The organism is Enterococcus sp. AZ194 (assembly GCF_051713825.1).
GTDB lineage: Bacteria > Bacillota > Bacilli > Lactobacillales > Enterococcaceae > Enterococcus_K.
Map to the genome: position 1 here is coordinate 3,066,446 of NZ_JBIOQR010000001.1, position 22,459 is coordinate 3,088,904.

The window sequence follows — 22,459 nt, forward strand, 5'->3', positions numbered from 1 at the left end:
TTTAGTATACCTAACTTTTTATTTCATGCAACTCCTCTATAAATGAAGGATTTGTTCTGTTTTAGTCTATACAAAAAGGAGGACGGGATCTCACACTTTGAGCCCCGGCCTCCTTACTTTATTTACTTTATATTAGGCAACAATATCTTTTGAGCGGTCTAACGTCTTTAAGAATGGGAACCATAAGACAAAAAGAATCGCAAAATCAATCACTTGTAGCAAACCACCTAACCATGAATTAGTCGCCAAAATACCACTAGCAATGATTGGTACTGTCCAAGGAACTGAAACCCCTGTTGGTGCTGGGAAAATTCCAGCTGCCATCAAGAGATAATTAACCGTTGTTACAAGTAGCGGACCCAAAATCCAAGGAATTAAAATGGTCACATTTAAAACAATCGGAAACCCAAAGATGACGGGCTCGTTTACGTTAAAAACAGCAGGACCTAATGCTAATCGTCCAATATCCTTATATTGTTTTTTCTTCATGAAGAAAGCCAAAATCAGCACTGCAGCTAACGTCATCCCTGAACCACCCAAACCAACAGTGAAGGTCTCCATAAAAGGTTTTGTGATGATATGAGGTAATTTATCTCCTGCTTTGTAGGCCTCCAGATTATCTAACATCAAGGTATTCCAAATCGGATCCATCACTGAGTTGACAATAATTTGACCGTGCAAACCGAAGAACCATAAGAATTGAACAAAAAATAAGGCAATCAATGTCGCAGGCAAGCTGCTTCCTAGACCTGTTAATGGTTTTTGAATCACTTCATAAATTACGTCATGTAGGTTCGCATGAAAAATACCCGTCATGAGGACATTAATTAATAAGAAAAAGCTCAACGTAACAATTGCCGGAATCATCGCGGCAAACGATTTTGAAACGGCAGGTGGTACACCATCAGGCATTTTGATTTGCCAACCACGTTTGGTTACTCGACAATAAATTTCAGCAGCAATAAAGGCCGCCAACATCCCGATAAACATCCCTTTAGCGCCCAAACGATCGAGGCTCAACACACCAGAGATTTCTCCTGCCTCTGTATCAATGAAAAAGGGCGTTAATATTAGGAAACTTGAGAAGGCAACCGCCCCACCAAATATTCCTTCTACCTCATAACTTTTTGACAAATAATACCCGATACCAAAAGTTACAAAGACCGTCATAATACTCATTGTAGCACTTTGACCACTTCCAAGAAGCGTGTTTAATGTAGCTTTGGTCTCATCACTAAAGAAGGGTAAGTTAGCAATAACAACAATAATTGAGCCGAACATCGTCAGCGGAAACGAGAGCATAAAAGCATCTCTCAATACCATTAAATATTTATTTTGTCCCAACCAATTAGCTAAAGGCATAATTTTTTCACTAAGCTTATCCATAAATCCGTTCACTTTTTCCACCTCATTCTTAAATTTAAAAATCCTCAGCAATTCTAATTACTTATAACTACAGTCCGAAAATTTGGACTTGAATCAACCAAATCTGTTTTCCTTCCAAAAAAATTAATTATTGACTGTCGCACCAGTTGCTCAACTCAGATGGATGTCCGATTTAAAATCATCTCTGATTGAAACCGATCATACCGATGAGTGGAGATTGAGTACTCAAACGCTGCCCCATTGGATAAGTATCCTATCTGCTCGACCACTCCAACAGGGTCACCTGTCAACATCGCTAATTCTCTCGCGTCTTTTTGATTGGACCTTCGAACCGTAATTTTTCTATGCACACTTTGAATCTTAAACGACAATTCAGTTTCTATATATTCATAAATTGATTGCTCCACATGACGCCGTTTCAAATCTCTTATAAGCGAGATCGGCATGTAGGTTTCCTCTATAACAAACGGTTCATCATTTATATAACGAACGCGACACAGATGATAAACAAAATCCTCTTCAGAAATATTCAGTTTCTGCTGGATTGCCTCACAAGGATGACTCACTAAAAACTGTAACACCTTACTAGTCACCTTTTCTCGGGGATATTCAGCGGTCTTTCCCCGAAATTGTGCCATCAACGACATTCTCACTAGTTCTTCTTGTGATAAATCTTTAACGAACGTTCCCAAGCCCCGCTTTTTTATAATTAAACCATCCGTGACGAGAATATCCAACGCTTGTTTTATCGTCATCTTGCTAACTTGATACCTTTCACTCAGCTGCTTTTCAGAAGGGAGCTTTTGATTTGCGACGTAGGTACCATCAATCATTTTATTTTTTATATCATTAAAAATGTGTACGTACTTTTTCATCTCAATTGTTCCCCCACTAATTACCAACGTGTTTCTTTTATCAAGTAGCATTTCTACATAAACTGTATGCCTGATTTCTCTTTTGACTTCATCGTTTAAGCGTGTCTGAGACCTGAACAGCATGATTATCAGACACCTCTTTAAACCAGTAGCCTGATTTTTTGATTGTTTTCTTTTGCGTGCGAATATCTGTCGAAATAAATCCGTAACGATTGCGATAAGCATTCTTCCAAGACCAACAGTCAATCGGCGTCCACAAATGGTAGCCAAAACAATTCGAGCCTTCTTCCATCCCTTTATGAAGCCAATATAAGTGTTCTTGAATAAACTGAATCCGATAATCGTCTTCAATCATTCCTTGTTCATTCAGATAACGCTCTTCACGGGAAACGCCCATCCCATTTTCCGAAATAAACCACTCAATATTGTGATAGTTATCGCGAATATTTAAGGCAATATCATAGACCGCCTTAGGATAGATTTCCCAACCTTTATCAACATTCATTCGTCTGCCTGGCATTTGATATTCATCAAAATACTTTTCAGGCAACCAATCAACCGCTAAACTATCTGGAGAAACATCTGGTGCCTTCACTCGATGGGGATGATAGAAATTTACACCTAGATAATCAATCGTATGTTCTTTAATAATTGCTAACTCCTCTTTGGTAGCTGACCAAAGTACCTTGTCTTTTGTTAAAACTTCGACTAGCTCTTTAGGAAATTCACCCAATGTAGAAGCATTCATAAACAATTGATTGAGCCACAAGTCAGCAAATCTAGAGGCTTTCAAATCCCCCTCCGATTGTGAGGCTGGGTATGCTGGTGTTAAATTGAGGATAATCCCAATCTTGCCCTCTGCCCGCTTATTCAATTTTCTAAAAGAAGCAATCGCTTTTGCTGAGGCAAGCTGAATATTATAGGCCACTTGCACAGCCTTTTTTCCATCAACAAGATTTGGGTAATGGAACTGATGCAGATACTCCCCCTCTACGATTACCATGGGCTCATTAAACGTAAACCAATCTGTCACTCGGTCACTAAATAGTTCAAAACACTTTTCAGCAAACTTCACGAATAAATCAACCACATGTTTGGACGTCCATCCACCATACTTATGATAGAGCTCAACAGGCAAATCAAAATGATGCAAATTAATCACCGGACGAATCCCGTTTGCGATAAATTCATCAATGACCTGATTGTAAAAACGCACATTTGTTTCATTAACTGTGCCCTCTTCAAGATCATCCATCAATCGAGTCCATTGAATAGACGTTCGAACGGAATTTAAGCCCACTTTCTTCATTAATTGAATATCTTCCTTGTAGCTATTGTAAAAATTAGAGGCAACATTTGGCCCTACTTGGTTATGAAAAGCTTCTGGTTCAATGTCGTACCAATAATCAAAAACGTTCGCGTGCTCCTTCTCAAAACGCCCCTCTGATTGTGGACCAGATGTAGCAGCACCCCACCAAAAACCCTCTGGAAATTTAAGCTCCATTCAATTTATCCCCCACTTATCTTAATTACTTTTGTTTTGTGCACCTCCAAATTATATATATATAATCAAGAAATGTCTATACTTTTAAACAAATTATTCTATACCAGTTAAGAAATCATAAAAAAGCCTGCACTATTCGTCAAAATGACTGATAGTGCAGACTTAACAGTTTCTCTTCATTTTTAATTTAGATACGTTGCTACCTTGGTTGTGATTAAATCGATTGCCACGTGATTTTCGGCTCCCTCTGGCACAATCACATCTGCATACCGTTTCGTAGGTTCGATAAATTGGTGATACATTGGTTTTACAACGGTTAGATATTGTTGGATAATTGAATCCAATGTTCGGCCACGTTCTTCCATATCACGTTTGATTCGGCGGATAATCCGAATATCATCATCTGTGTCTACATACAGTTTAATATCCATCAAGTCACGCAAGCGCTCATCTTCAAGAATTAAAATTCCTTCTAAGATAATTACTTCTTTTGGTTCTTGAATAATTGTCACTTCACTACGCGTATGTGCCACATAGTCATAAACTGGTTTTTCAATTGATTCATAGTTCAAAAGTTGTCCTAAATGTTCAATCAAGAGGTCCGTGTCAAACGCAAATGGATGATCATAATTCGTAGTCAATCGTTCTTCAAAGCTCAAATGACTCTGATCCTTATAATAAGAATCATGTTCGAGCATCATAATTGAATGATCTGGAAAATGATTCAAAATCGCTCGGCTAACACTGCTCTTTCCACTACCAGAACCTCCCGTTACACCGATTATAATGGGTTTACTCTTTGTCATTACGTAAAAACCTCTTTCATTATGAGTTACATTTATTTGGTTATAACATTACCGATAGTCCCGTGTCTATTATAACGAAAAAACATGATTTTTCTATGCTTTCTGACAAAAATTAGTCATTTTATCCTTCCAAAATTGAATAAATTTCCTCAAGGCGGCGGATTTTATACGTTGGTTGAATAAAAAGATCTTCCTTGGCACCTTCTGGCTGTAACCAAACTTGGTCAATTCCAGATTGCTGACCACCCTTAATGTCAGAAGTCAAGGAATCACCAATAATCAAAGTTTCTTGCGGGTCAAAATTTTTGATTCGAGCAAAAACGTAATCAAAATATTCTGTCATTGGTTTTTGGTAGCCCGTATCCTCCGAGACAAAAATCCCTTTAAAATAATCAGTCAATCGCGCGTCTCCAAGCCTTTGATACTGTGTCTTGGAAACACCATTTGTGACAATATATAAATCAGCTTTTTTTGATAAGTCAGCGATAATTTCCCGACTATTTCCTAACAAATCATGCCCTTGGTTCAGAAACTCCCGATAATTTTTCTCCAATTCTAAGCCATCTACAATCTTTCCAAATTGTTGAAAAAACAGAGAGAAACGTTGATTTGTTACTTCATCACGTGTTCGTAGACCTTCCTCAAATTCACGCCACAGTTGGTGATTTAACGTTTTGTAGCTAGCTTTTCTTTCTGGCGTTAGTTTCACTCCCTGTTGTTTAAACAGAGCCTTGAGAGCCTTCTCTTCGGTTGCTTGAAAATCCAATAATGTGTCATCCACATCAAATAATAAAGTTGAATAATTCATTTCATTCCTCCATATTCATTTAAAATAGTGTGCAAGTTCTTTTAGCTCAATGCCAGTTAGGGGCCGGTAGCCGCCTGGTGGTAATTTCTCATCCAAGGTTAGAGGACCCATCTTGGTTCTTCGTAAACGGAGGACTTTACTCCCTCTTGCAAGAAACATCTTTTTTACTTGGTGAAATTTTCCCTCTTGAATAGTCAGATAACAATGACTTAGTTTAGCAAAGCTTTCAACAATAACCAATTCTGCTGGCTTACAGATTTCACCGCCGATAAACTGAATCCCTTTTTCAAAAGCTACAACATCTGACGTATCAAGTAGGCCATTGATCCAGACCTCATAGGTTTTTTCTACTTTTTTATCAGGTAACAGCAGTTCATAACCTAGCTGGCCGTTATCCGTTACTAACAACAATCCCTCAGTATCTCTATCTAAACGCCCCACCGGATAAAGATTCTCCCTTTGATCAGCGGAGGCAATCAGCTGTGTAACCGTTGTATGCCGTTCATCTTTAACAGCTGTCACGGCACCTATTGGTTTATTTAATAGAAGATACACATGATTGGTGGTTAAAAAATCGGTCCCTACTTGAATCGTATGTAGTTGACTATCGACATTTCGACTGGCATTCATCTCTACCTGCCCATCTACTTTGACAAGCCTCCGAGCAAAATACTGTTTCATTTCCTTACGACTAGTAAGAAGTTCCGTTTCAATTAACTTATCTAAACGCATACAGACTCCCTCTCTTTGTTCATCAAACAGTATAACGAAAAGAACGCCAAAAAAACAGAGAAAGAAACGAGCAAAGGGTAAATCCTTGACTTCCCTCAAAATAGGGACTAGGGTAGAAGAGTAAAGTGAATATGGTTTCTCATACACAGCGTAATGACCTGGTGGAGAAAAGTTGACTCAAACTTTTTAGGACAGTTGTGTGGACAATTGTCCTTTTTGTGTTTTTCGCACCGTTCAATGTGCACGAGAATAACCAAAAAACAAGTTCACTTAAATAAAATCTGTCTGATACCAAGGACAGTCACTTTTTAAGGAGGAGTTTTAGGTTATGTCAGTATCATTGGAAGTAAGTAAAAGAGTAGTCCGTCCCCGTTCATTAAGAAACAAGCTACGTCACGAAGGAAAAATTCCGGCCGTCGTTTATGGGTATCAAATTGAAAGTACACCAATCACAGTAGAGGATAAAGTATTAAGTAGACTATTACGTGATCATGGAGCCAATGCAGTGTTTTCTTTAGATATTGAAGGAAAAAAAATCAATACTTTGCTTGTTAAATATCAAGTTGATACTTTTACCAAAAAATTAACACATTTAGAATTTTTATCAGTTAATATGACGGAAGTTACCGAATTAGAAGCAGAAATTCTTTTAGTTGGTGAAGCAGCCGGCGTAAAAAGTGGCGGGGTTCTAAACCAAAATCTACACAACGTCCTTGTCTCAGCTACACCAGATAATATTCCAGAAAACATCGAAATCGATATTACTAAATTAGAGATTGGTGATTCTATGACAATTGCTGATTTGCCTAAAAATGACAAATTCACTATTGTCGCTGATCCAGAAGAACAAATCGTCTCAATCACTGAACCAAAAGCAGAACTTGAGGAAGATAACGCCAACACTCCGAGTGAACCTCAAGTAATTGGTGAAAAAGAAGAAAAATAACTAGTACTTTAGGGTTAGGAGCTAAGCGTTCGGGTTTTGTTAAGAGCCTGTTCTTCCTATTGTTCCTGATTACTTATTAGATTCTCCGACAAGCGGATAGTCCTGCTTGTTGGAGTTTTTTTCGTTTTGATATAGGATTGTTCATTTTCAAAAAATTCAAGCTATATCAAAGCGAAAAAATGGGTTTCTTTTCTATTTTGATTTATACTTAAAGTAAGTAATCGATTCATACAAGGAGGTTTTACTTATGTTTGAAAAATTTGATAGCAACCGTAGTCGATTTGCCTCAGTCGGTGTCGTTTCAAGCTTGCCTGGTGAATTAATAGACAGCGTCTGGATAAATATTGATCTAAATCTAAAAGGAGTGCTTCCATTAACCAATAGTCTAACGGTTGACTTGGTTAACCGAAAAGGCTTTGTGACCATGCATTTCTCTCAAAAAAATTCTGAGGTAGAAATGGCAATTGATCTCCCTTTTCCATATTCAGACACGTTTCCTAAACAACTATTTGCTTATGACGATGGGATGCGAGAAACCATTCTTCTTCCCAGTGAGATTCGTCAATAAGGAATTGCTCATCGGTGAAAACAATGAACTTCTTCATTTAAGCATTTATTTGCGCTTATTTCTACAGAAGTTCGTTGCTTTTCATGTTGATTCGATGTGTTATTTTTCACAGGAGCAAATAAGTCAGATACCCGGTTGGTTTTAATTTGCTGAAATCTTTCGTTAGCTTGCTCAAAAGCGTTTGAAACGATAGCTAACTTTTCTTTCGTGTGCTAGTATTGTACTTATTATTTGAGACTATTGTGAGATGAGGGTGTCATTGTGAGAGAACTAACAAAAGGAAATCCTGCCAAATTGATTTTTATTTTTACGATTCCTCTATTAATTGGGAATATCTTCCAGCAATTTTATAACATGGTCGACATGATCATTGTCGGTCAAACACTTGGTAAAAACGCCTTGGCCGCGGTCGGCTCAACGGGTAGTCTGACCTTCTTAATCATCGGATTTGCTCAAGGGCTAACCTCTGGACTTTCAATTATTACCGCTCAACGCTTCGGCGCACAAGACTTTCGGGGAGTCAAAAAAAGCTTTGCGACAAGCATTATTCTTAGTCTAATTGTCACGGCTATTCTGACTATTTTAAGTCTGACCTTTTTACGACCAATGCTTTTGCTGATGCAAACTCCTGCAGAAATTATTGATCAAGCACAATCATTTATCTCAGTCATTTTAGCTGGAATTTTTGCGGCCATGAGTTTCAACCTTCTCTCAAATGTTATTCGAGCATTGGGCGATAGTCGAACACCGTTATTTTTTCTTGTCATCGCAGTCATTGTCAATGTGATTTTGGATTTGGTTTTTATTATCTATTTTAAAATGGGCGTTGCCGGAGCTGGCTATGCTACAGTAATTGCACAGGTATCAGCTAGTTTACTTTGTCTGATTTATATCAAAAAGAAAATTCCACTCTTACAAATTCATCGAAAAGACTTTGTTTGGGATAAAATAGAACTACGTAAACATCTAAATATTGCTTTACCCATGGCCTTTCAAGCATCGATTATTGCGATTGGAGCGATTATCCTACAGTCTGCACTAAATAGCTTAGGAACAGATGTTGTTGCTGCCCAAGCCGCAGCAGGAAGGATTGATCAGTTTGCCACACAACCAATGATGTCTTTTGGTGTCACCATGGCAACCTTCACGGCTCAAAATTATGGAGCAAAGGAATATGGCCGAATATTGAGAGGTGTCAAACAGTGTTTACTTATGAGCTGTGGATTCAGTATCGCCGCTGGGTTTGTTGTTATCACTTTTGGCCATTATCTCGTTCGTCTCTTTGTCAGTACAAGTGAAGTCAAGGTCTTTGAGCTTTCTCAGATTTATTTCAATGTAAATGGTTCAATGTATTGGATTTTAGCTATATTATTTATTTTGCGTTACACGTTACAAGGTTTAGGGCAAAGTAAAATCCCAACCATTGCTGGCATCATGGAGTTAATTATGCGGTCATTTGCCGCCATCTTTTTAACGCAACTCATTGGCTATACAGGAGCGGCAGCTGCTTCTCCACTTGCTTGGATTGGCTCCGTCGCAGTCCTGCTTTATTCCTATAGTAAAGCTATGAAATCCTTAAAAAAATTAGAAAAAGGAGCAACAAACTATGAGATTTGAACTTGAGACCCCTTCTAAATATCGAGTAAGTGAAGCGTTAACTCGCGAAGCTTTCTGGAACGTTTATCAACCTGGTTGTACAGAGCATCTAGTGCTCCACCAGTTAAGAACGTCCCCGGCTTTTATCAATGAACTTAGCTATCTAGCAGTTGAAGAACAACAAGTGATTGGACAGATTGCCTATAGCAAGCTGTTTATAAATGGTACTCTTTCTGATGAGGTCATCTGTTTTGGCCCACTGAGTGTTGCAGTTGACCATCAAAAAGAAGGAATTGGACAAAAGCTTATCACCTTCACTTTAGAAAAAGCCAAGGAGTTAGGTTATCAAGCCGTTTTAATCACGGGAGATCCTGGCTACTATCATAGATTTGGTTTCAAAACAGCCAAAGAATTCGGGATTCAACTAGATGGAATTTCTTCAACAGATGATGCACCTTATTTTATGGCGCTTGAATTAAACCCTCAGTACTTTTCCCGTCAAGCGCCAGACCAATTAGGAATCTTTTCCTTTGCACCAGAATTCTCAGTTACATCAGACGCGGTGAAAGCATTTGAACAGAATTTTCCTAACAAAAAGAAACGTGCGCCACAAGACACAGATTTATAAAAGCTGATACACTATCAAAAAATAGTAATTAGTGGGGTATATCTTTTAGAGATCGGAGCAACAATGGTACTCAAAAATATCATTTCCATCTACTTAAACACGAATATGCGGCAAAAATAAAAAGCTGCTCCTTCTGTGAAGGCGGCATTGTAAATTGACCACCTCTGCGAAGAAATTGACCACCTTCGGCGAAAGAATGAACCACTTTGTGCGCAGTAATTTGCCACTCAAAGAAAATTAAATGAATATCAACAGTTTATACCATATGAAAAATACATAAATACCCCTAAAAGCGTCGTTAGGCTTGTAAAGGTATTTATTAAGGGCTAGTTTAGACTAAAGTGGCCCTTAGTGGTTTAAATGGTCATATTTCTTAATTAATTTAATCCCAAGGGCAACGAGCTCATCGTCTGTAAGGGATTCTTGTGAGTCCCAGATGGCTTGTAGAAGTGATTCATCTACCAAATTTATCAGATCCTCAGGAGCTGTTAAGCGGTAATGGAAGTCCTTAATTCGTATATAAACATTGTCCGGAATCATCATGGCTTTATGACCAAACCATGCCGTTCACGCATAGATACTTTTCCATCAATTAAAATAGGATAGGCATCATGAATAATTCTATCAAGTATGGCATCGGCAATTTGTGGATTACCAAGTTTTTCATGCCAACCTTCAGGGGAAAATTGTGAACAGAAGATCGTTGACGTCACTTGAAGCCTGCTTTCTACCAACTCAAGAATATAAGTGGATTGCTCAAGCGTTAAAGGGGTCAATAACCATTCATCTAAAATAAGTAAGTCCACTTTTTTATAACGATTTAATACTTTCCTGAAGCTTCCATCGGCTTCATTTTTGGCAATTGTTAGTTCATCTAATAGTTCAGGTAGCCGGATATAACGTACTTTATAACCTTGACGGCATGCTTCAATACCAAAGGCATTAGAAAGCCAGGTCTTCCCATTCCCTGAAGCACCCATGAGTATGATATTATGATGCTCTGCTAAATATGTCCCCATTCTAAGTTTTAGAATTAATTCTTTGTCTAATTGACGATCTGGATAATATTCAATGTCTTCAATTGCCGCCTGTCGGTTATGAAAATTTGCACTTTTAATCAAACGATCAAGCCGAGCTGATTTCTGACGAGCATATTCAGCATCGACAATTAAATTGAGCCGGTCATTAAATGGCATATCGTTGTAACTTTTATTATCTAATTGCTGTGATTCTATTGCTTCTACCATGCCGTTGAGGCGCATTTCATGTAGCTTGCGTTTCGTATCTTCATTCATCATTTAGTTTCCCTCCAAAATAACTCGCTCCTCGAGTAAACCCATAGTCTTTCGTTGTTTCCTCTGGTATGTCTCCATTCAATTTCATTTTTGCGTTTTTCTTCTTATTACTTGCTAATAGTGTTTCAACTGTACGAACAGTTGGAGTTGATGCTAACTTAAGAACTGCCTCACAAGCTGTTTCAAGCTCTTCTTTCGAGTATTTCTTTCCTTGATTTTTCAAGCGCATGGTAGCTTTTAACGCTTGTCTTTCAGCTTGCGCATAGTCAAAAATAAACGTGACCACTTTAGTGGTCGCTTCACCAATTGTATTCGCCCAGTCAATGACTGATTCTTTCGTGTGATCTATATAGAGTTTATGATTATCTGGCATATGGTCGCGATTAGTCGAAAATTGTCCGAATTTACCGTATAATCGCTTATGTGTGGCAATACGGCTGTCTTTATAAAAAACTTCTACTAAGTCTTTTGTAAGGCGAATATCAACTTTATTTTGGATGTACTCATAAGGGACTGAGTAAAACATGCTTTCAATCGAAACCATGTAATCTAATTGAACGGTTGCTGTTTTCCATGTTGCTAATCTAAATGGTGTAAGAGGAAGAGGTTTAAGCGCGAACTTTTCTTCTTCCTCAAATGCCGTTGTTCTATTTCCCAACTTATATTTTTTTGTAAAGGGCCGGTCATTGAATTCATCTAACTTCTTTTTTATATCTGCATTTAATTCATCAAGTGTAAAATACACCGAATTTCTTAAACTAGCGATTACCCATGTTGACAGGTTTCCAACATTTCCTTCAACACTCGCTTTATCTTTAGGTGTTCTAATACGAGCCGGAAGAATCACAGTCCCATAATGATCAGCCAATTCGCGATAAACTTCATTCAAAATAGCTGCACCATATTCAGTTTTGCTCACACCCGTTTTAAGATTATCCGGTACTAATAGTTCTGTTACACCGCCAAAATAATTATATGCGCGAATATGAACATTAATCCAATCGTCTTGTTTCATCGATAGTGTTGCTTCACAATAGGTATATTGTGTACACGGAAGTGTGGCAACGAAAAGATACGCTTTAACTTGGTTACCAGTATCTCTATCGACTAATTTAAGTGTTGCACCCGCCCAATCGACTTCCATGATTTCTCCTGGCTTACGTTTTATACGCATAGTGGCTTTGTATTTTCTTGCATACTCAGTGTAATACTGACAATAGGTTCGATAGGCATATGGAATTTTATCACTATTTCTGCACTCAAGCTCATATTCATGGTGAAGCAACGATAATGTAACGTTTGGTTTTGCGAGTTCTTTATAAATATATTCGAAGTCAGGTAACTCCCTTCCTTTAGATTCACGCATTTTTTCAGGAAACAGTAGACCCTCAAACCAGGAATCAGTCATTTCTTCAGTGAACGGTTCTTTAATTCCTTTTTCCATTGCTTTCTTAATGATTTCAGAGACCTTGGGTCGCGAATTACCTGTGTTTGCGGCAATACTACGCATACTAAACCCTTGTTCATTCAATTCCAAAATTTTTCGATATTGAAGCATAAAAAAACCTCCTGTATTTATTCTTCATGCACTTGCATGAAAGACTATTATACAGGAGGTTTTATATGCTAATTTAGATATTGGTCATGTTCTTCGCCGAGAGTGGTTAACTTCTTCGCACTGACTGGTCAATTCTTTCGCAGAGGTGGTCAATTTACAATGCCGCCTTCATTCTGTCTCAGTTTCTAATTATACGTTGAATTGCAAACTATGAATACCTTATGCTTCCTAGTATTTCGACACCAGATAAACTCTTTATCATTTAAAAACAACCCTCTATAACGTTGGTGGCCTAGATAGATATGCCGACATTATGAAAGGTTGTTTTATCTTATTTCACTGGCTCTTCTTTTTTGACTATTACCTTAAAATAATTCACGTGGGCCGGCTCGTAGTCTAAAACCGTCAACTCAAACGGCCCCACGGTTACTTGACTATCCGTTTTAATTGTTTTATCAAGATCCAAAATATAACCGGCTAATGTTGTAAATTGGGAAAACTCAAATTCTGGTAACTCAACTCGGAAGTATCGTTGAAAATCATCTAGAGTAATCTTGCCAGAAACAATATAACTGTTATCCGCTTGCTTCACAATTAGTGAACGATCCACATCCGTTTCATCACGAATATCCCCCACCAGCTCTTCAAGAATGTCTTCTATCGTAACCAAACCACTTGTCCCACCATATTCATCCTTAACAATTGCTAAATGCTTGCGTTCTTTTCTCATCAAAGTCAAAACCGCTTTAATTGGCATATTTTCAGCAATGACAATAACCTCTTCAACTAACTCACTTACAGGTACTTGTGCTTCTTTATAGGATTGACGAATCAAATTCGGTAAAGTGACATATCCCAACACCCTATCCTTTGAGCCTTCTACTACAGGATAACGTGTATGCCCTTGTTCTAGCGAGTTTTTAATCGCTTGTTGGACTGTTTCTGTAGCATCAAACACGGCCATTGAAGTTCGGTCAATTTGAATATCCTTTGCTAAAGTATCATCAAATTCGAACACATTTTCCAAATAATGATACTCTTCCTTAGTAATTTCTCCCTTTTGATACGAATTCATAGCAACCAAAGTCAATTCTTCTTGGCTTAACGTTTCTTCTCCTTCAGTGGCTAATTTGACACCTAAAATTTTCCCCAAACCTGCCGCTGAATGATTTAACAACCAGATAAAGGGAAACATTACCTTATAAAAATAGTGCAACGGTTTAACAATAGCCAAAACAACTTTTTCCGTATAAACAATACTATAACTTTTCGGCAAAAGCTCTCCAACAACTACATCAATATAGGTCACAATAACAAAGCCCATAGCCACTGAGATAGTCTTTATCAGTGCCTCACTAAGCGGCAACTGACCAATTAATGGTTCTAAAACAGCTGCTACGGATCCTTCCCCGACCCAACCAATAATTAATCCAGTCAATGTAATCCCCAATTGGCTTGCTGAAAGGTAAGCGTCTAAATGATGCGTTACCTGTAAAGCCAGACTGGCATTTTTCACGCCCTCATTCTTCAACTGCTCTAACCGAGAGGGACGAATTTTGACAAGTGCAAATTCACTCGCCACAAAAATTGCTGTCAAAACAATCATCAAAATCAGTATTATAAAATTCAGCCACATATATAACGCTCCTTTTTTCTTCATGGCTTATTATACTGTTTTCCGATGAAAATCCCCACTAAAAACCATTACATTTGGCTAGAGTCTTGAATAATCAATAAATTTGCTATTTATAATAAAGAAACGATCCTATTTTGCACGAAGTTACTTTTCTTCACTTAAAATAAGTTCAACTTGTTGTTAGATTAGCTATCTTAGACACCGCTATACAATTTTTAGTAAATTAAATAATATCTAGAACGAAGTGAGTCAAAACTAATAAGCAAAAATAGCGTAATTGAACTGGAGAATCATCCTTCTATATCTTTTAGTATGCTTTCTAAACATTTCTTCTCTTCAACTTTTATATCTGCTAATTCTACTAAAACTTCTTTAATGTACTCTCTTTTTATTTTTTTATGATTAACAGAATATATATTGTATTTTATTGTCATCTTTTTAATTTTCTCACATTTCACTACTAACTCTTCAATTCCTTGAATCGCTAAATCTAATGTATGCTTTTCTACTAATGATTGTTTCTTTATAAAATTTAAAGAGCGTAACAAACATTTTTTGTGTTCTAACAATTTATGTGCATTTCTTATATCATATTCTTCTAAATTTTGTTTATAGTAGTTTCTTAAATTAGTATAAACCTCATATCCAAAGCTAAAATCAGTTAAACCCTCATTTAAAATACTTCCATTTAAATATCTTTCTAACCTAGTACGGAAAAGCCTTACATCAAAATCAACTGTACACATTTCAGGTTTCATAAAAAATATGTCGGATAAAGTCTCATGAATTTCGTTTAGATATCTGAAGCCATTCTCAAATTGCTCAAATGATACTTCTGAGATTTCAATTAAGCCTGAAATTCCATATCCTAGCATGTAAAATGCTGATTTTTCAGTATCAAATCCGATTATTAAATTGTCATGAACCCATTGTTCTTTTTTATATGCAAAACGATTCGGTATAAAAAATTCATCTAGAAACAAGTATACATACACATCATTTGTTAAGGTATCGACAATTAAGGAGATAATATTTACTTTATTTAAATACTTTTTCAGAAAATTTCGTTGTATTTTTGTTTCTTCCAAATTTGGTACTACATATGGCCAACTATGATATCCTTTTAAATGACTTGTTTTAAGTGATACATTATTATGCATACATAAGTTAATATATTCCATTGCAATCCATCCCTCATAAGATGAATCTTGGTCAATTATATTATACCTAAATGATTCGTCATTATAACAAGAAACAATAGGCTGTGTTGAGATTGGTAATATCTTTCTCACGATTACTCTCCCCTAGTCATTAGCATACAACTCCGATTGCATGAAATACAAGCTACTATACAGTCCTTCCGCCTTAAGCAACTCCTCATGAGTACCCTTTTCAATGATTTCTCCATTGTTCAAACAGAATATATAATCACAAAACTTTGTACTGGCTAACCTATGAGAAATAAAAAAGGTCGTCTTGTTTTTTGTTAATAAATTAAATCTTGTATATAGTTCCATTTCTGCTTTTGGATCCATCGCTGCAGTTGGTTCATCTAAGATAATAATGGGTGCCTGTTTTAATTCTGCTCTAGACAATACAATCTTTTGCCCTTCTCCACCTGACGGCTCGAATCCTTTTTCATCAAAATTTTTATAGAGCGAGGTATCTAAACCATTTTCATATTTCTCAATGTCAAAACCATTATTTTTGAGTGTCTCACATATTAAGAAATCAGGTATCTTCCCTTTATTTTCAAAGACCAAATTGTCTCGAAGGCTAAAGGAAAATAGTTTAAAATCTTGAAATACAGTGGCAATTAATTGTGTAAATTCCTTATGATCAATTTTTTGTATATCGAGTCCATTCATCAATATTCTTCCCTTGGTTGGTTTATACAATCGACAAATCAACTTTATCAGCGTGGTTTTCCCTGCGCCGTTTTCGCCAACGATTGCAACTTTATCACCTGAATTAATTTTAAAATTTGCTTGTTTTAAAGAATAATTTGCTGCATTTGGATATTTGAACCAAACATCTTCAAACTTAATTTCAATTTTGTTAAACAGTTGAGGCCCCCTTATTGTTTCTTCAGTATTCATTTGTGGTATCTGCATGTAAGAAGATAAGGCTTCAAAATAACTTTCATACTGCCTGATTGTCGTTAGGCTTTCTAAAACTTGTTTTAGTAAATTGCTAAATGTATTAATCGAGGACATGTACATGGTAAAGTCCCCTATCGATATCTTTTTTGCCAGAAATTGAGCGATTAAAAAAACATAGGCCATACCGTCACGAAGAAAATTGGACAACAAGCCAATATTTTCCACCTTAACTGACTCATTCACTTGTTTTGTGTAAAATTCATTTCCTTCACTCAAATGCTTGTCTACCTTCTTAGTTAACCACGAAGATAAATCAAAGATCCTTATTTCTTTCGCATATTGAAAGGATTCGATAACATTAATTAGATAAGTTGTTCTTCGTTCTATGGGTGCTTTTTCCATATCCCATGCAACATATTTTTGTTTAGTTTTATTATCAAAATAACTAGTCACGATAGATAAAAGGATAAATATGCCTAGTAAATAAATATTTAATGTTGAAATAATTCCAATAATCCCTAAAAAGACCACTAGATTTCCTAAAATACCGGCAAAGTTATCAAACACAATACCAAATCCCTGACCGTTTCCATATAAAAATTTTGATGCTTTTTCTTTATGATCCAAAAATTCTGCACTTTCTATTTTTTCAAAATCAGCTGTCGCCATTTTTCTTGTCAGTTCAGATTGAAAAGATATAAATAAATGTGATTTCTGAATAAACGCGTGTTTCTTTAAAGCATTCGCTAGATAACCTCCTAAAAATTGATAGCCTAATAAAAGACTGACATATAAGAAAAGGTAGTCTACTCTTTGGAAATTAACCAATTCATCAATAATAAATTTTGGTAGAACAATTAATAACAACGGCAGGATTGATATAACCAATTGATACAAAAACGTATACAGAACATACTTTTTATTGTATAACCAACAATAGCTAATAAAGAATTTTATACTCTTAATTTTTCTTTCCTCCTCAGTAGAAATAATCACTTGAGATTATTTCATCAGAAATTTTTAAAGGCACACGTAAAAAACCCATGTTTTCTTCTTTATAGCTGCTCAGCTTTATAATTTTGTGGTTTTCTGGATAGATTAATACTTTATACTCATCACCTATATAACTACATGGCGGGGAGGAATATGATTTTATTTGAAAAAACAAATGATCAAATCCTTTACTTGCTTGGATTCTTCCAAAAAATCGCGAAAAGTAATTCAAGTCAATTGTTTCATAACAGATACTAGTTAAGTACTTATTTTTTATAAAACTTCTTTTTTCTCCAGTTTCAATAAGCTTTGCTCCATAATTTTTTGTAAATGGCAAAAAATCAAACACATAATATTTTTTTTTATGATAAATATAGTTAAAAACATGACCTGTACCGTTAGGTCTAAATAAACTTAACATGCCAACCTCGTCAAATTTATTTTTCAGTTCAAAACAAGCCCATCCCGCAGTTGAAGAACAACACCCTGAGTTAGATAAAAATGCTATATCTCCTGTTCTATGAAACTCCCAATTCAATCCTGAATCATTTATATATAAGGTATCATCAAATTCTTTAAAGTTTATGCTTTGGAAAAATAATAATGAGTCTAATAGAGTAACTCTATTATTCCCAGTTGTTACTTTTCCCAACGTATTAAACGGAACCCAGTATAACTCCTCAGATAGTTTCGTTTTAAAGTTTGCGTCATTCACTAAATTTATTATTCTAACCACCTTGACTTTCTATTAAATCATGAAAAATATGCTTCTATAGTTTCTATAATTTTACTTTCAGTTTGCTTATTTCCCACTTCGACAACTACACAACTAAATATAGACTCTAACTCTTGTATCCTATTTTCTATTTCAATCAAAGATGCTTTTATTTTTTTATCATTAATAATACCCCAACCATCTTTGAATAAGAACGGGTACAGTCCAAGAGTAATAACTTTACAGTCGATTAAATTCTCAATACTATGAATCGTTCTAGATATATATTCATTAGTATCATCAAAATTGATTGTTAATATAATCGCATCGGGATTTGTTCCTATTAAAAAACTCAATTGAGCTAACGGAATTTGGCCAACATTAAATACTTCTTGTGGGATTGTTCCAGATTGTGATCCAACAATAATAATATCATTGCTCTTACTATCAATTAAACTTAATAAATAATTAGATTCTTCAACAATTTGATAAGGAGTTAAATTTTCGATTCCTAAATACCCAAATGGGTATGTATAATCAAAGTCAAATAAAAATGAAGTTGGCTCGGTCCCCAAGCTTCCAACATTATATCCTTTTCTTTCTAATATATTTTTTATCTGTAATTGCAAGGTAAACTTGCCTTGACTTCTGCTTGTTCCGAAAACACCTAATATCGGTGTTTTAAAGATAAATAGCTTCCCAAATTTTTCACCTTTAAAGGTTGATAATTTATCAGCTGAAAATAAAGTCAATCCTTTTTTATCAAATCCCTCCTGAAAATCCTTTATATGCAATGAATCAAAACAAAAGACACTAACATTATTCTCCAAACATTTAATTAATAATTCTTCTTTTAAGTTAATATTTGAAATATTAGAAATTTCTTCCAAATGACCTATCACTAATAAATCAATAGCACCGTAATTAATTTCCTTGTAGGATTTTATTTCTGTCTCAACGGAACTATCATAAAACGATGTAACTTTTTTCCCGAGATTTCCAGAAAATTTAAAGTCATAAAAGCCTGAAACATTAAATTTCAGCTGATTCGAAAAGTTGAATACTGAATTAATCTCTTTATTAAATGGTACAAAACTTACATTTTCAACACTCTTATCTATCGCTATTTCTTGAATCTCATCAAAATTATATACAAATTTAGCTATTTTCTTTAGCTCATTAAGAATAGAATTTCTATCCATTCCGTAATAGTTATTCACAACATATGCTGTTACATATGCACAAGCAAACGATGAACCTTGATTCAAGGTAAATTCTGGATTATACCACGGAACCCTTTGAAGTCCACCTTTTGCTTTTACATTTATAATACTGTTTTCAACTATTACAAAATCATTCTTTTTTAAACAACGATAGGATGAATCTACACCGATAACTTGTTCAAATGCAGCAGGATATGACACCGCACCAGCATTATCAAATGCCGATATTATAATGAAATCTTTTGAAACTAGTTTTATTATTTCTTGTAATTCAGAATCAAAAAGTATAGTACCTACACTACAATTGATTACACCTGATATATATCTTTCATGTATAAATATCAGACTTCTCTTTAATAGATTCAACATTTTCTCTTCATCACTTGAGTAAATATCAAAAAACGTGAGTTTCACTTCACTATCCTCTATATTCTTTGATAAAATACCACCAATTGCTGTACCGTGTGGGTTAGTAATCATTTTATCGTAACCTTTTTCCCACTTATGACCTTTTTCGTCAACTCTATATAAATCTAAATCTCTATTATCAAAATACTGATGCGTTGGATCAGGATAGCTATCTATAATAAATACATTCTTCATTTATCTCTAACTCATCTCCCAAAATAAAGCAGGTGAATAAAAACTCATTCACCTACTTATTTAATTTACCAGTTTAATCCACAACTTAAACCACATAAGCTTCCATTACCTTCTCCATAAAAACTAATCCAGTTTTTATTTTGTTTGATTTGTTTCTTTTTTAGTAGCTCCTTCTTCAACTGTACTCTTCCTTTCCTACCAATTTAATCCGCATCCCAAACCGCAGTTATGTCCACCTGACTCACCATAAAATTGTATCCAGTTTTGTTGATATTTTTTTATCTTTTTTTTCATTAGCTCTTTTTTCATTTTTCCCTCTCCTACCAACCTAAACCGCACATAAAGCCGCACACTGTTCCATTACTTGCTTCTCCATAGAATTGTATCCAATTTAATTCATTTTTTCTTTTTGCTTTCTTTAACTTCATCTTTTTCTCCTTTTCCTTACCAGTTTAAACCACAGCTAATTCCACAAAAATCACCATTCGACTCACCATAAAAGCGCATCCAATTTAGTTTACATCTTCTTTTTCTTTTCATTAATTTCATAAGTACCTCCTTATTACCAGTTCAAACCACACCCTATACCGCATCCTATACCGCTTGCTTCTCCATAAAAACCAATCCAGTTGCTTTTTTGCTTAGTACTTTTCCTTTTTTTTAATCTCATGTCCGTCACCTCCTTAATTTATTTTCAAACAATTCATTTTGATATCATGTGGATAACTTTTCTTCATCATCAAATTTTATTTTCCGAATCAGATCAACAATATCTTGAAAGCTTTCTAGCAAGTCAATATTTAAATATCTATCTTCTATCTCAATATTGAAATTTTCTTCAATTTCAACTACTAATGAGATAAAAGATAATGAATCATCAATATAATCACTTAACCTAAACCCTTCTTCTTTCTCAATAAATATCCCCAAATTCTCGAAACATTGCTTCAATTGTTCATTCATAAAAAAACCTACTTTCTATGCTAACGAATATATTTAAAATGGTTCTGAGAATCTAGTAATGTCATCACATGCCGTAAAGAGTTCATTTCGTACCCGCATTTTCCTTCATCAGAAAGTAACCATCCTTTTGCTGCACAAGTTCTTTCGAAGCAAGATAAAGAAAACGGACATTCCATACAGTTAGAATTTATACCATCTCTTCTACCAATAACCCATTTTGATACCTTTTTTTCATCAATATACATTTTTCCGTCTTCAAACAATTTACCTATTTGATTGTCTTCGGAGTTAAACAACATTGTACATTTATATATTGTTCCTTCACTACCAACAATCAAATAGTTTTTTCTAGAGGAATCACACATACCATTTATCAACATATTTTTATATTCATCAATATTAAGGGGATATTTTTTTATTCCGTTTAAAATAGGTAAATAAATATCATCAAAAGCACTTACTAATTCTTTATTTACATCTTTTACTACTTCTCCTCCCCAATCACCTACTGGTCTAAAAATAAAAGAAAATCTTTTATCGCTATAAAATCTTTCGTGCATGAATTTTATATATTTATCGATATTCTTTAAGTTCTCTTTTGTCAAATTACACCTAATGATAATTCTGAAGGCTCCTGTCTTTAAATTATCTCTGATACTTTCTAAGTTACTTATTATCTCTCCAAAACTTTCTCTTCCTGAAGCTAGCCTTCGATATTTATTATGGTCTTCAGCGACTCCATCAATTGTAATAGTATACTGTCTCAGCCCGACAGACAGTAATTTCTTAAAGTTATTTTCATTCAATAAATAACCGTTTGTAGTGATCCCAGAAGAGAAGGGTCTCTTCGATTGTATACATATTTTTTTAATCTCTTCAGATAAGTATAGTATCTTTTTAATGCCTAATAATGGTTCTCCACCAAACCAAGATATTTGAACAGCGGTATAATTTTTAATATTTTTTCGTAACCATATAATTAATGATTCTGCTACTTCATCATCTAAATTTCCTCTTTTAAAATCTTCATAACAGTATGAGCACCTAAAATTGCATTGCTCAGAAGATAATATCGTTAGTCTTAAAGTAGCGTCCATGATATGTTCTTGATATTTATATTGGATATATGATTCTTCATTTTTATTTGATTTAACTAATATTCCATAACTAAGCAAGTCTTCCATTAATTTTTTATGCTTGTCACTTTCGTTATAGTTAGCAAATAACTCCTGATTGATTTTAATAAATGTATTCTTTTCCGAGTTATAGATTAATAAATTTTCTCCGCTTTTTACAATATTATTAAACTTTGAATACTTTAGTTTCTCCACTTTTATTCATCTCTCCCTTTGCTCATTCATTCACTATTGATTGCAGTATAAACCCACAAAGTCACTTTGTAAACGTTTTCTTTCTTTAGAACAATATTTTTTTTATTTCCCCTGAATTATTCATACTTTTAAAAAAATAACGAAGAAAACCTTAAAACCAAATTTTAGAGAACTTGGCACCTAATTTTGAA

Annotated in this window: 20 protein-coding genes; 4 read left to right on the forward strand and 16 right to left on the reverse strand. The window is 35.0% G+C overall.

The window, feature by feature from the left end; all coding sequences use genetic code 11:
• Nucleotides 1-132 precede the first annotated feature (132 nt).
• The 6 genes from celB to IGI37_RS14435 form a co-directional block, all read right to left on the reverse strand.
• The gene (celB, locus tag IGI37_RS14410; protein ID WP_438762762.1) at nt 133-1,398 is read right to left on the reverse strand and encodes a PTS cellobiose transporter subunit IIC; all 1,266 of its coding nucleotides are present in this window, start codon (nt 1,396-1,398) and stop codon (nt 133-135) included.
• A 143-nt stretch (nt 1,399-1,541) separates the two neighbouring features.
• Nucleotides 1,542-2,261 (reverse strand): GntR family transcriptional regulator, encoded by a 720-nt coding sequence (locus tag IGI37_RS14415; RefSeq protein WP_438762763.1) that lies wholly within the window; start codon nt 2,259-2,261, stop codon nt 1,542-1,544.
• Between the two features lie 88 nt (nt 2,262-2,349).
• Nucleotides 2,350-3,765 carry a glycoside hydrolase family 1 protein gene (locus tag IGI37_RS14420; protein WP_438762764.1) on the reverse strand — a complete coding sequence of 472 codons (1,416 nt, stop codon included), beginning with the start codon at nt 3,763-3,765 and terminating at the stop codon, nt 2,350-2,352.
• Nucleotides 3,766-3,947: 182 nt separating this feature from the next.
• Nucleotides 3,948-4,571 carry a uridine kinase gene (udk, locus tag IGI37_RS14425; RefSeq protein WP_438762765.1) on the reverse strand — a complete coding sequence of 208 codons (624 nt, stop codon included), beginning with the start codon at nt 4,569-4,571 and terminating at the stop codon, nt 3,948-3,950.
• Between the two features lie 121 nt (nt 4,572-4,692).
• Entirely contained in the window at nt 4,693-5,379 is a 687-nt protein-coding gene (locus IGI37_RS14430) for a YjjG family noncanonical pyrimidine nucleotidase (RefSeq protein WP_438762766.1), read from the reverse strand.
• A gap of 15 nt (nt 5,380-5,394) precedes the next feature.
• Nucleotides 5,395-6,111, reverse strand: coding sequence for a 16S rRNA pseudouridine(516) synthase (locus IGI37_RS14435; protein WP_438762767.1), 717 nt, complete (start codon nt 6,109-6,111; stop codon nt 5,395-5,397).
• Between the two features lie 328 nt (nt 6,112-6,439).
• On the opposite strand from IGI37_RS14435, the gene IGI37_RS14440 reads away from it, so the two are divergent.
• The 4 genes from IGI37_RS14440 (at nt 6,440) to IGI37_RS14455 (ending at nt 9,849) form a co-directional block, all read left to right on the forward strand.
• Nucleotides 6,440-7,057 (forward strand): 50S ribosomal protein L25/general stress protein Ctc, encoded by a 618-nt coding sequence (locus tag IGI37_RS14440; RefSeq protein ID WP_438762768.1) that lies wholly within the window; start codon nt 6,440-6,442, stop codon nt 7,055-7,057.
• Nucleotides 7,058-7,304: 247 nt separating this feature from the next.
• Nucleotides 7,305-7,625, forward strand: a complete 321-nt coding sequence (locus tag IGI37_RS14445) for a DUF960 domain-containing protein (protein ID WP_438762769.1) — start codon at nt 7,305-7,307, stop codon at nt 7,623-7,625.
• 261 nt (nt 7,626-7,886) lie between these two features.
• Nucleotides 7,887-9,242 carry an MATE family efflux transporter gene (locus IGI37_RS14450; protein ID WP_438762770.1) on the forward strand — a complete coding sequence of 452 codons (1,356 nt, stop codon included), beginning with the start codon at nt 7,887-7,889 and terminating at the stop codon, nt 9,240-9,242.
• A complete protein-coding gene (locus IGI37_RS14455) occupies nt 9,232-9,849 on the forward strand; it encodes a GNAT family N-acetyltransferase (RefSeq protein WP_438762771.1) in 618 nt (205 codons plus the stop codon). Before IGI37_RS14450 ends, IGI37_RS14455 begins: the two co-directional genes overlap by 11 nt.
• 348 nt (nt 9,850-10,197) lie before the next feature.
• On the opposite strand, the gene IGI37_RS14460 is transcribed toward IGI37_RS14455, so the two are convergent.
• The 10 genes from IGI37_RS14460 to IGI37_RS14505 all read right to left on the reverse strand — a co-directional run bounded on the left by IGI37_RS14460 (nt 10,198) and on the right by IGI37_RS14505 (nt 22,268).
• Nucleotides 10,198-10,392, reverse strand: coding sequence for a hypothetical protein (locus tag IGI37_RS14460; protein ID WP_438759507.1), 195 nt, complete (start codon nt 10,390-10,392; stop codon nt 10,198-10,200).
• Nucleotides 10,389-11,147, reverse strand: coding sequence for an IS21-like element helper ATPase IstB (gene istB / locus IGI37_RS14465; RefSeq protein WP_438759506.1), 759 nt, complete (start codon nt 11,145-11,147; stop codon nt 10,389-10,391). Before istB ends, IGI37_RS14460 begins: the two co-directional genes overlap by 4 nt.
• Complete coding sequence (gene istA / locus IGI37_RS14470) at nt 11,137-12,702, reverse strand: IS21 family transposase (protein ID WP_438759505.1); 1,566 nt, start codon at nt 12,700-12,702, stop codon at nt 11,137-11,139. The genes istB and istA overlap by 11 nt, the downstream gene beginning before the upstream one ends.
• Before the next feature lie 331 nt (nt 12,703-13,033).
• Entirely contained in the window at nt 13,034-14,338 is a 1,305-nt protein-coding gene (locus IGI37_RS14475) for a hemolysin family protein (protein ID WP_438762772.1), read from the reverse strand.
• A gap of 290 nt (nt 14,339-14,628) precedes the next feature.
• On the reverse strand, nt 14,629-15,630 hold the full coding sequence (locus IGI37_RS14480) for a hypothetical protein (protein WP_438762773.1): 1,002 nt from the start codon (nt 15,628-15,630) through the stop codon (nt 14,629-14,631).
• Between the two features lie 12 nt (nt 15,631-15,642).
• Entirely contained in the window at nt 15,643-17,436 is a 1,794-nt protein-coding gene (locus tag IGI37_RS14485; RefSeq protein WP_438762774.1) for an ABC transporter ATP-binding protein, read from the reverse strand.
• Nucleotides 17,420-18,169, reverse strand: coding sequence for a hypothetical protein (locus tag IGI37_RS14490; protein ID WP_438762775.1), 750 nt, complete (start codon nt 18,167-18,169; stop codon nt 17,420-17,422). The genes IGI37_RS14485 and IGI37_RS14490 overlap by 17 nt, the downstream gene beginning before the upstream one ends.
• 17 nt (nt 18,170-18,186) lie before the next feature.
• Complete coding sequence (locus IGI37_RS14495; RefSeq protein ID WP_438762776.1) at nt 18,187-19,974, reverse strand: DUF1611 domain-containing protein; 1,788 nt, start codon at nt 19,972-19,974, stop codon at nt 18,187-18,189.
• A 714-nt stretch (nt 19,975-20,688) separates the two neighbouring features.
• Nucleotides 20,689-20,937 (reverse strand): hypothetical protein, encoded by a 249-nt coding sequence (locus IGI37_RS14500; RefSeq protein ID WP_438762777.1) that lies wholly within the window; start codon nt 20,935-20,937, stop codon nt 20,689-20,691.
• Nucleotides 20,938-20,957: 20 nt separating this feature from the next.
• A complete protein-coding gene (locus tag IGI37_RS14505) occupies nt 20,958-22,268 on the reverse strand; it encodes a radical SAM protein (protein ID WP_438762778.1) in 1,311 nt (436 codons plus the stop codon).
• Between the last annotated feature and the right edge of the window lie 191 nt (nt 22,269-22,459).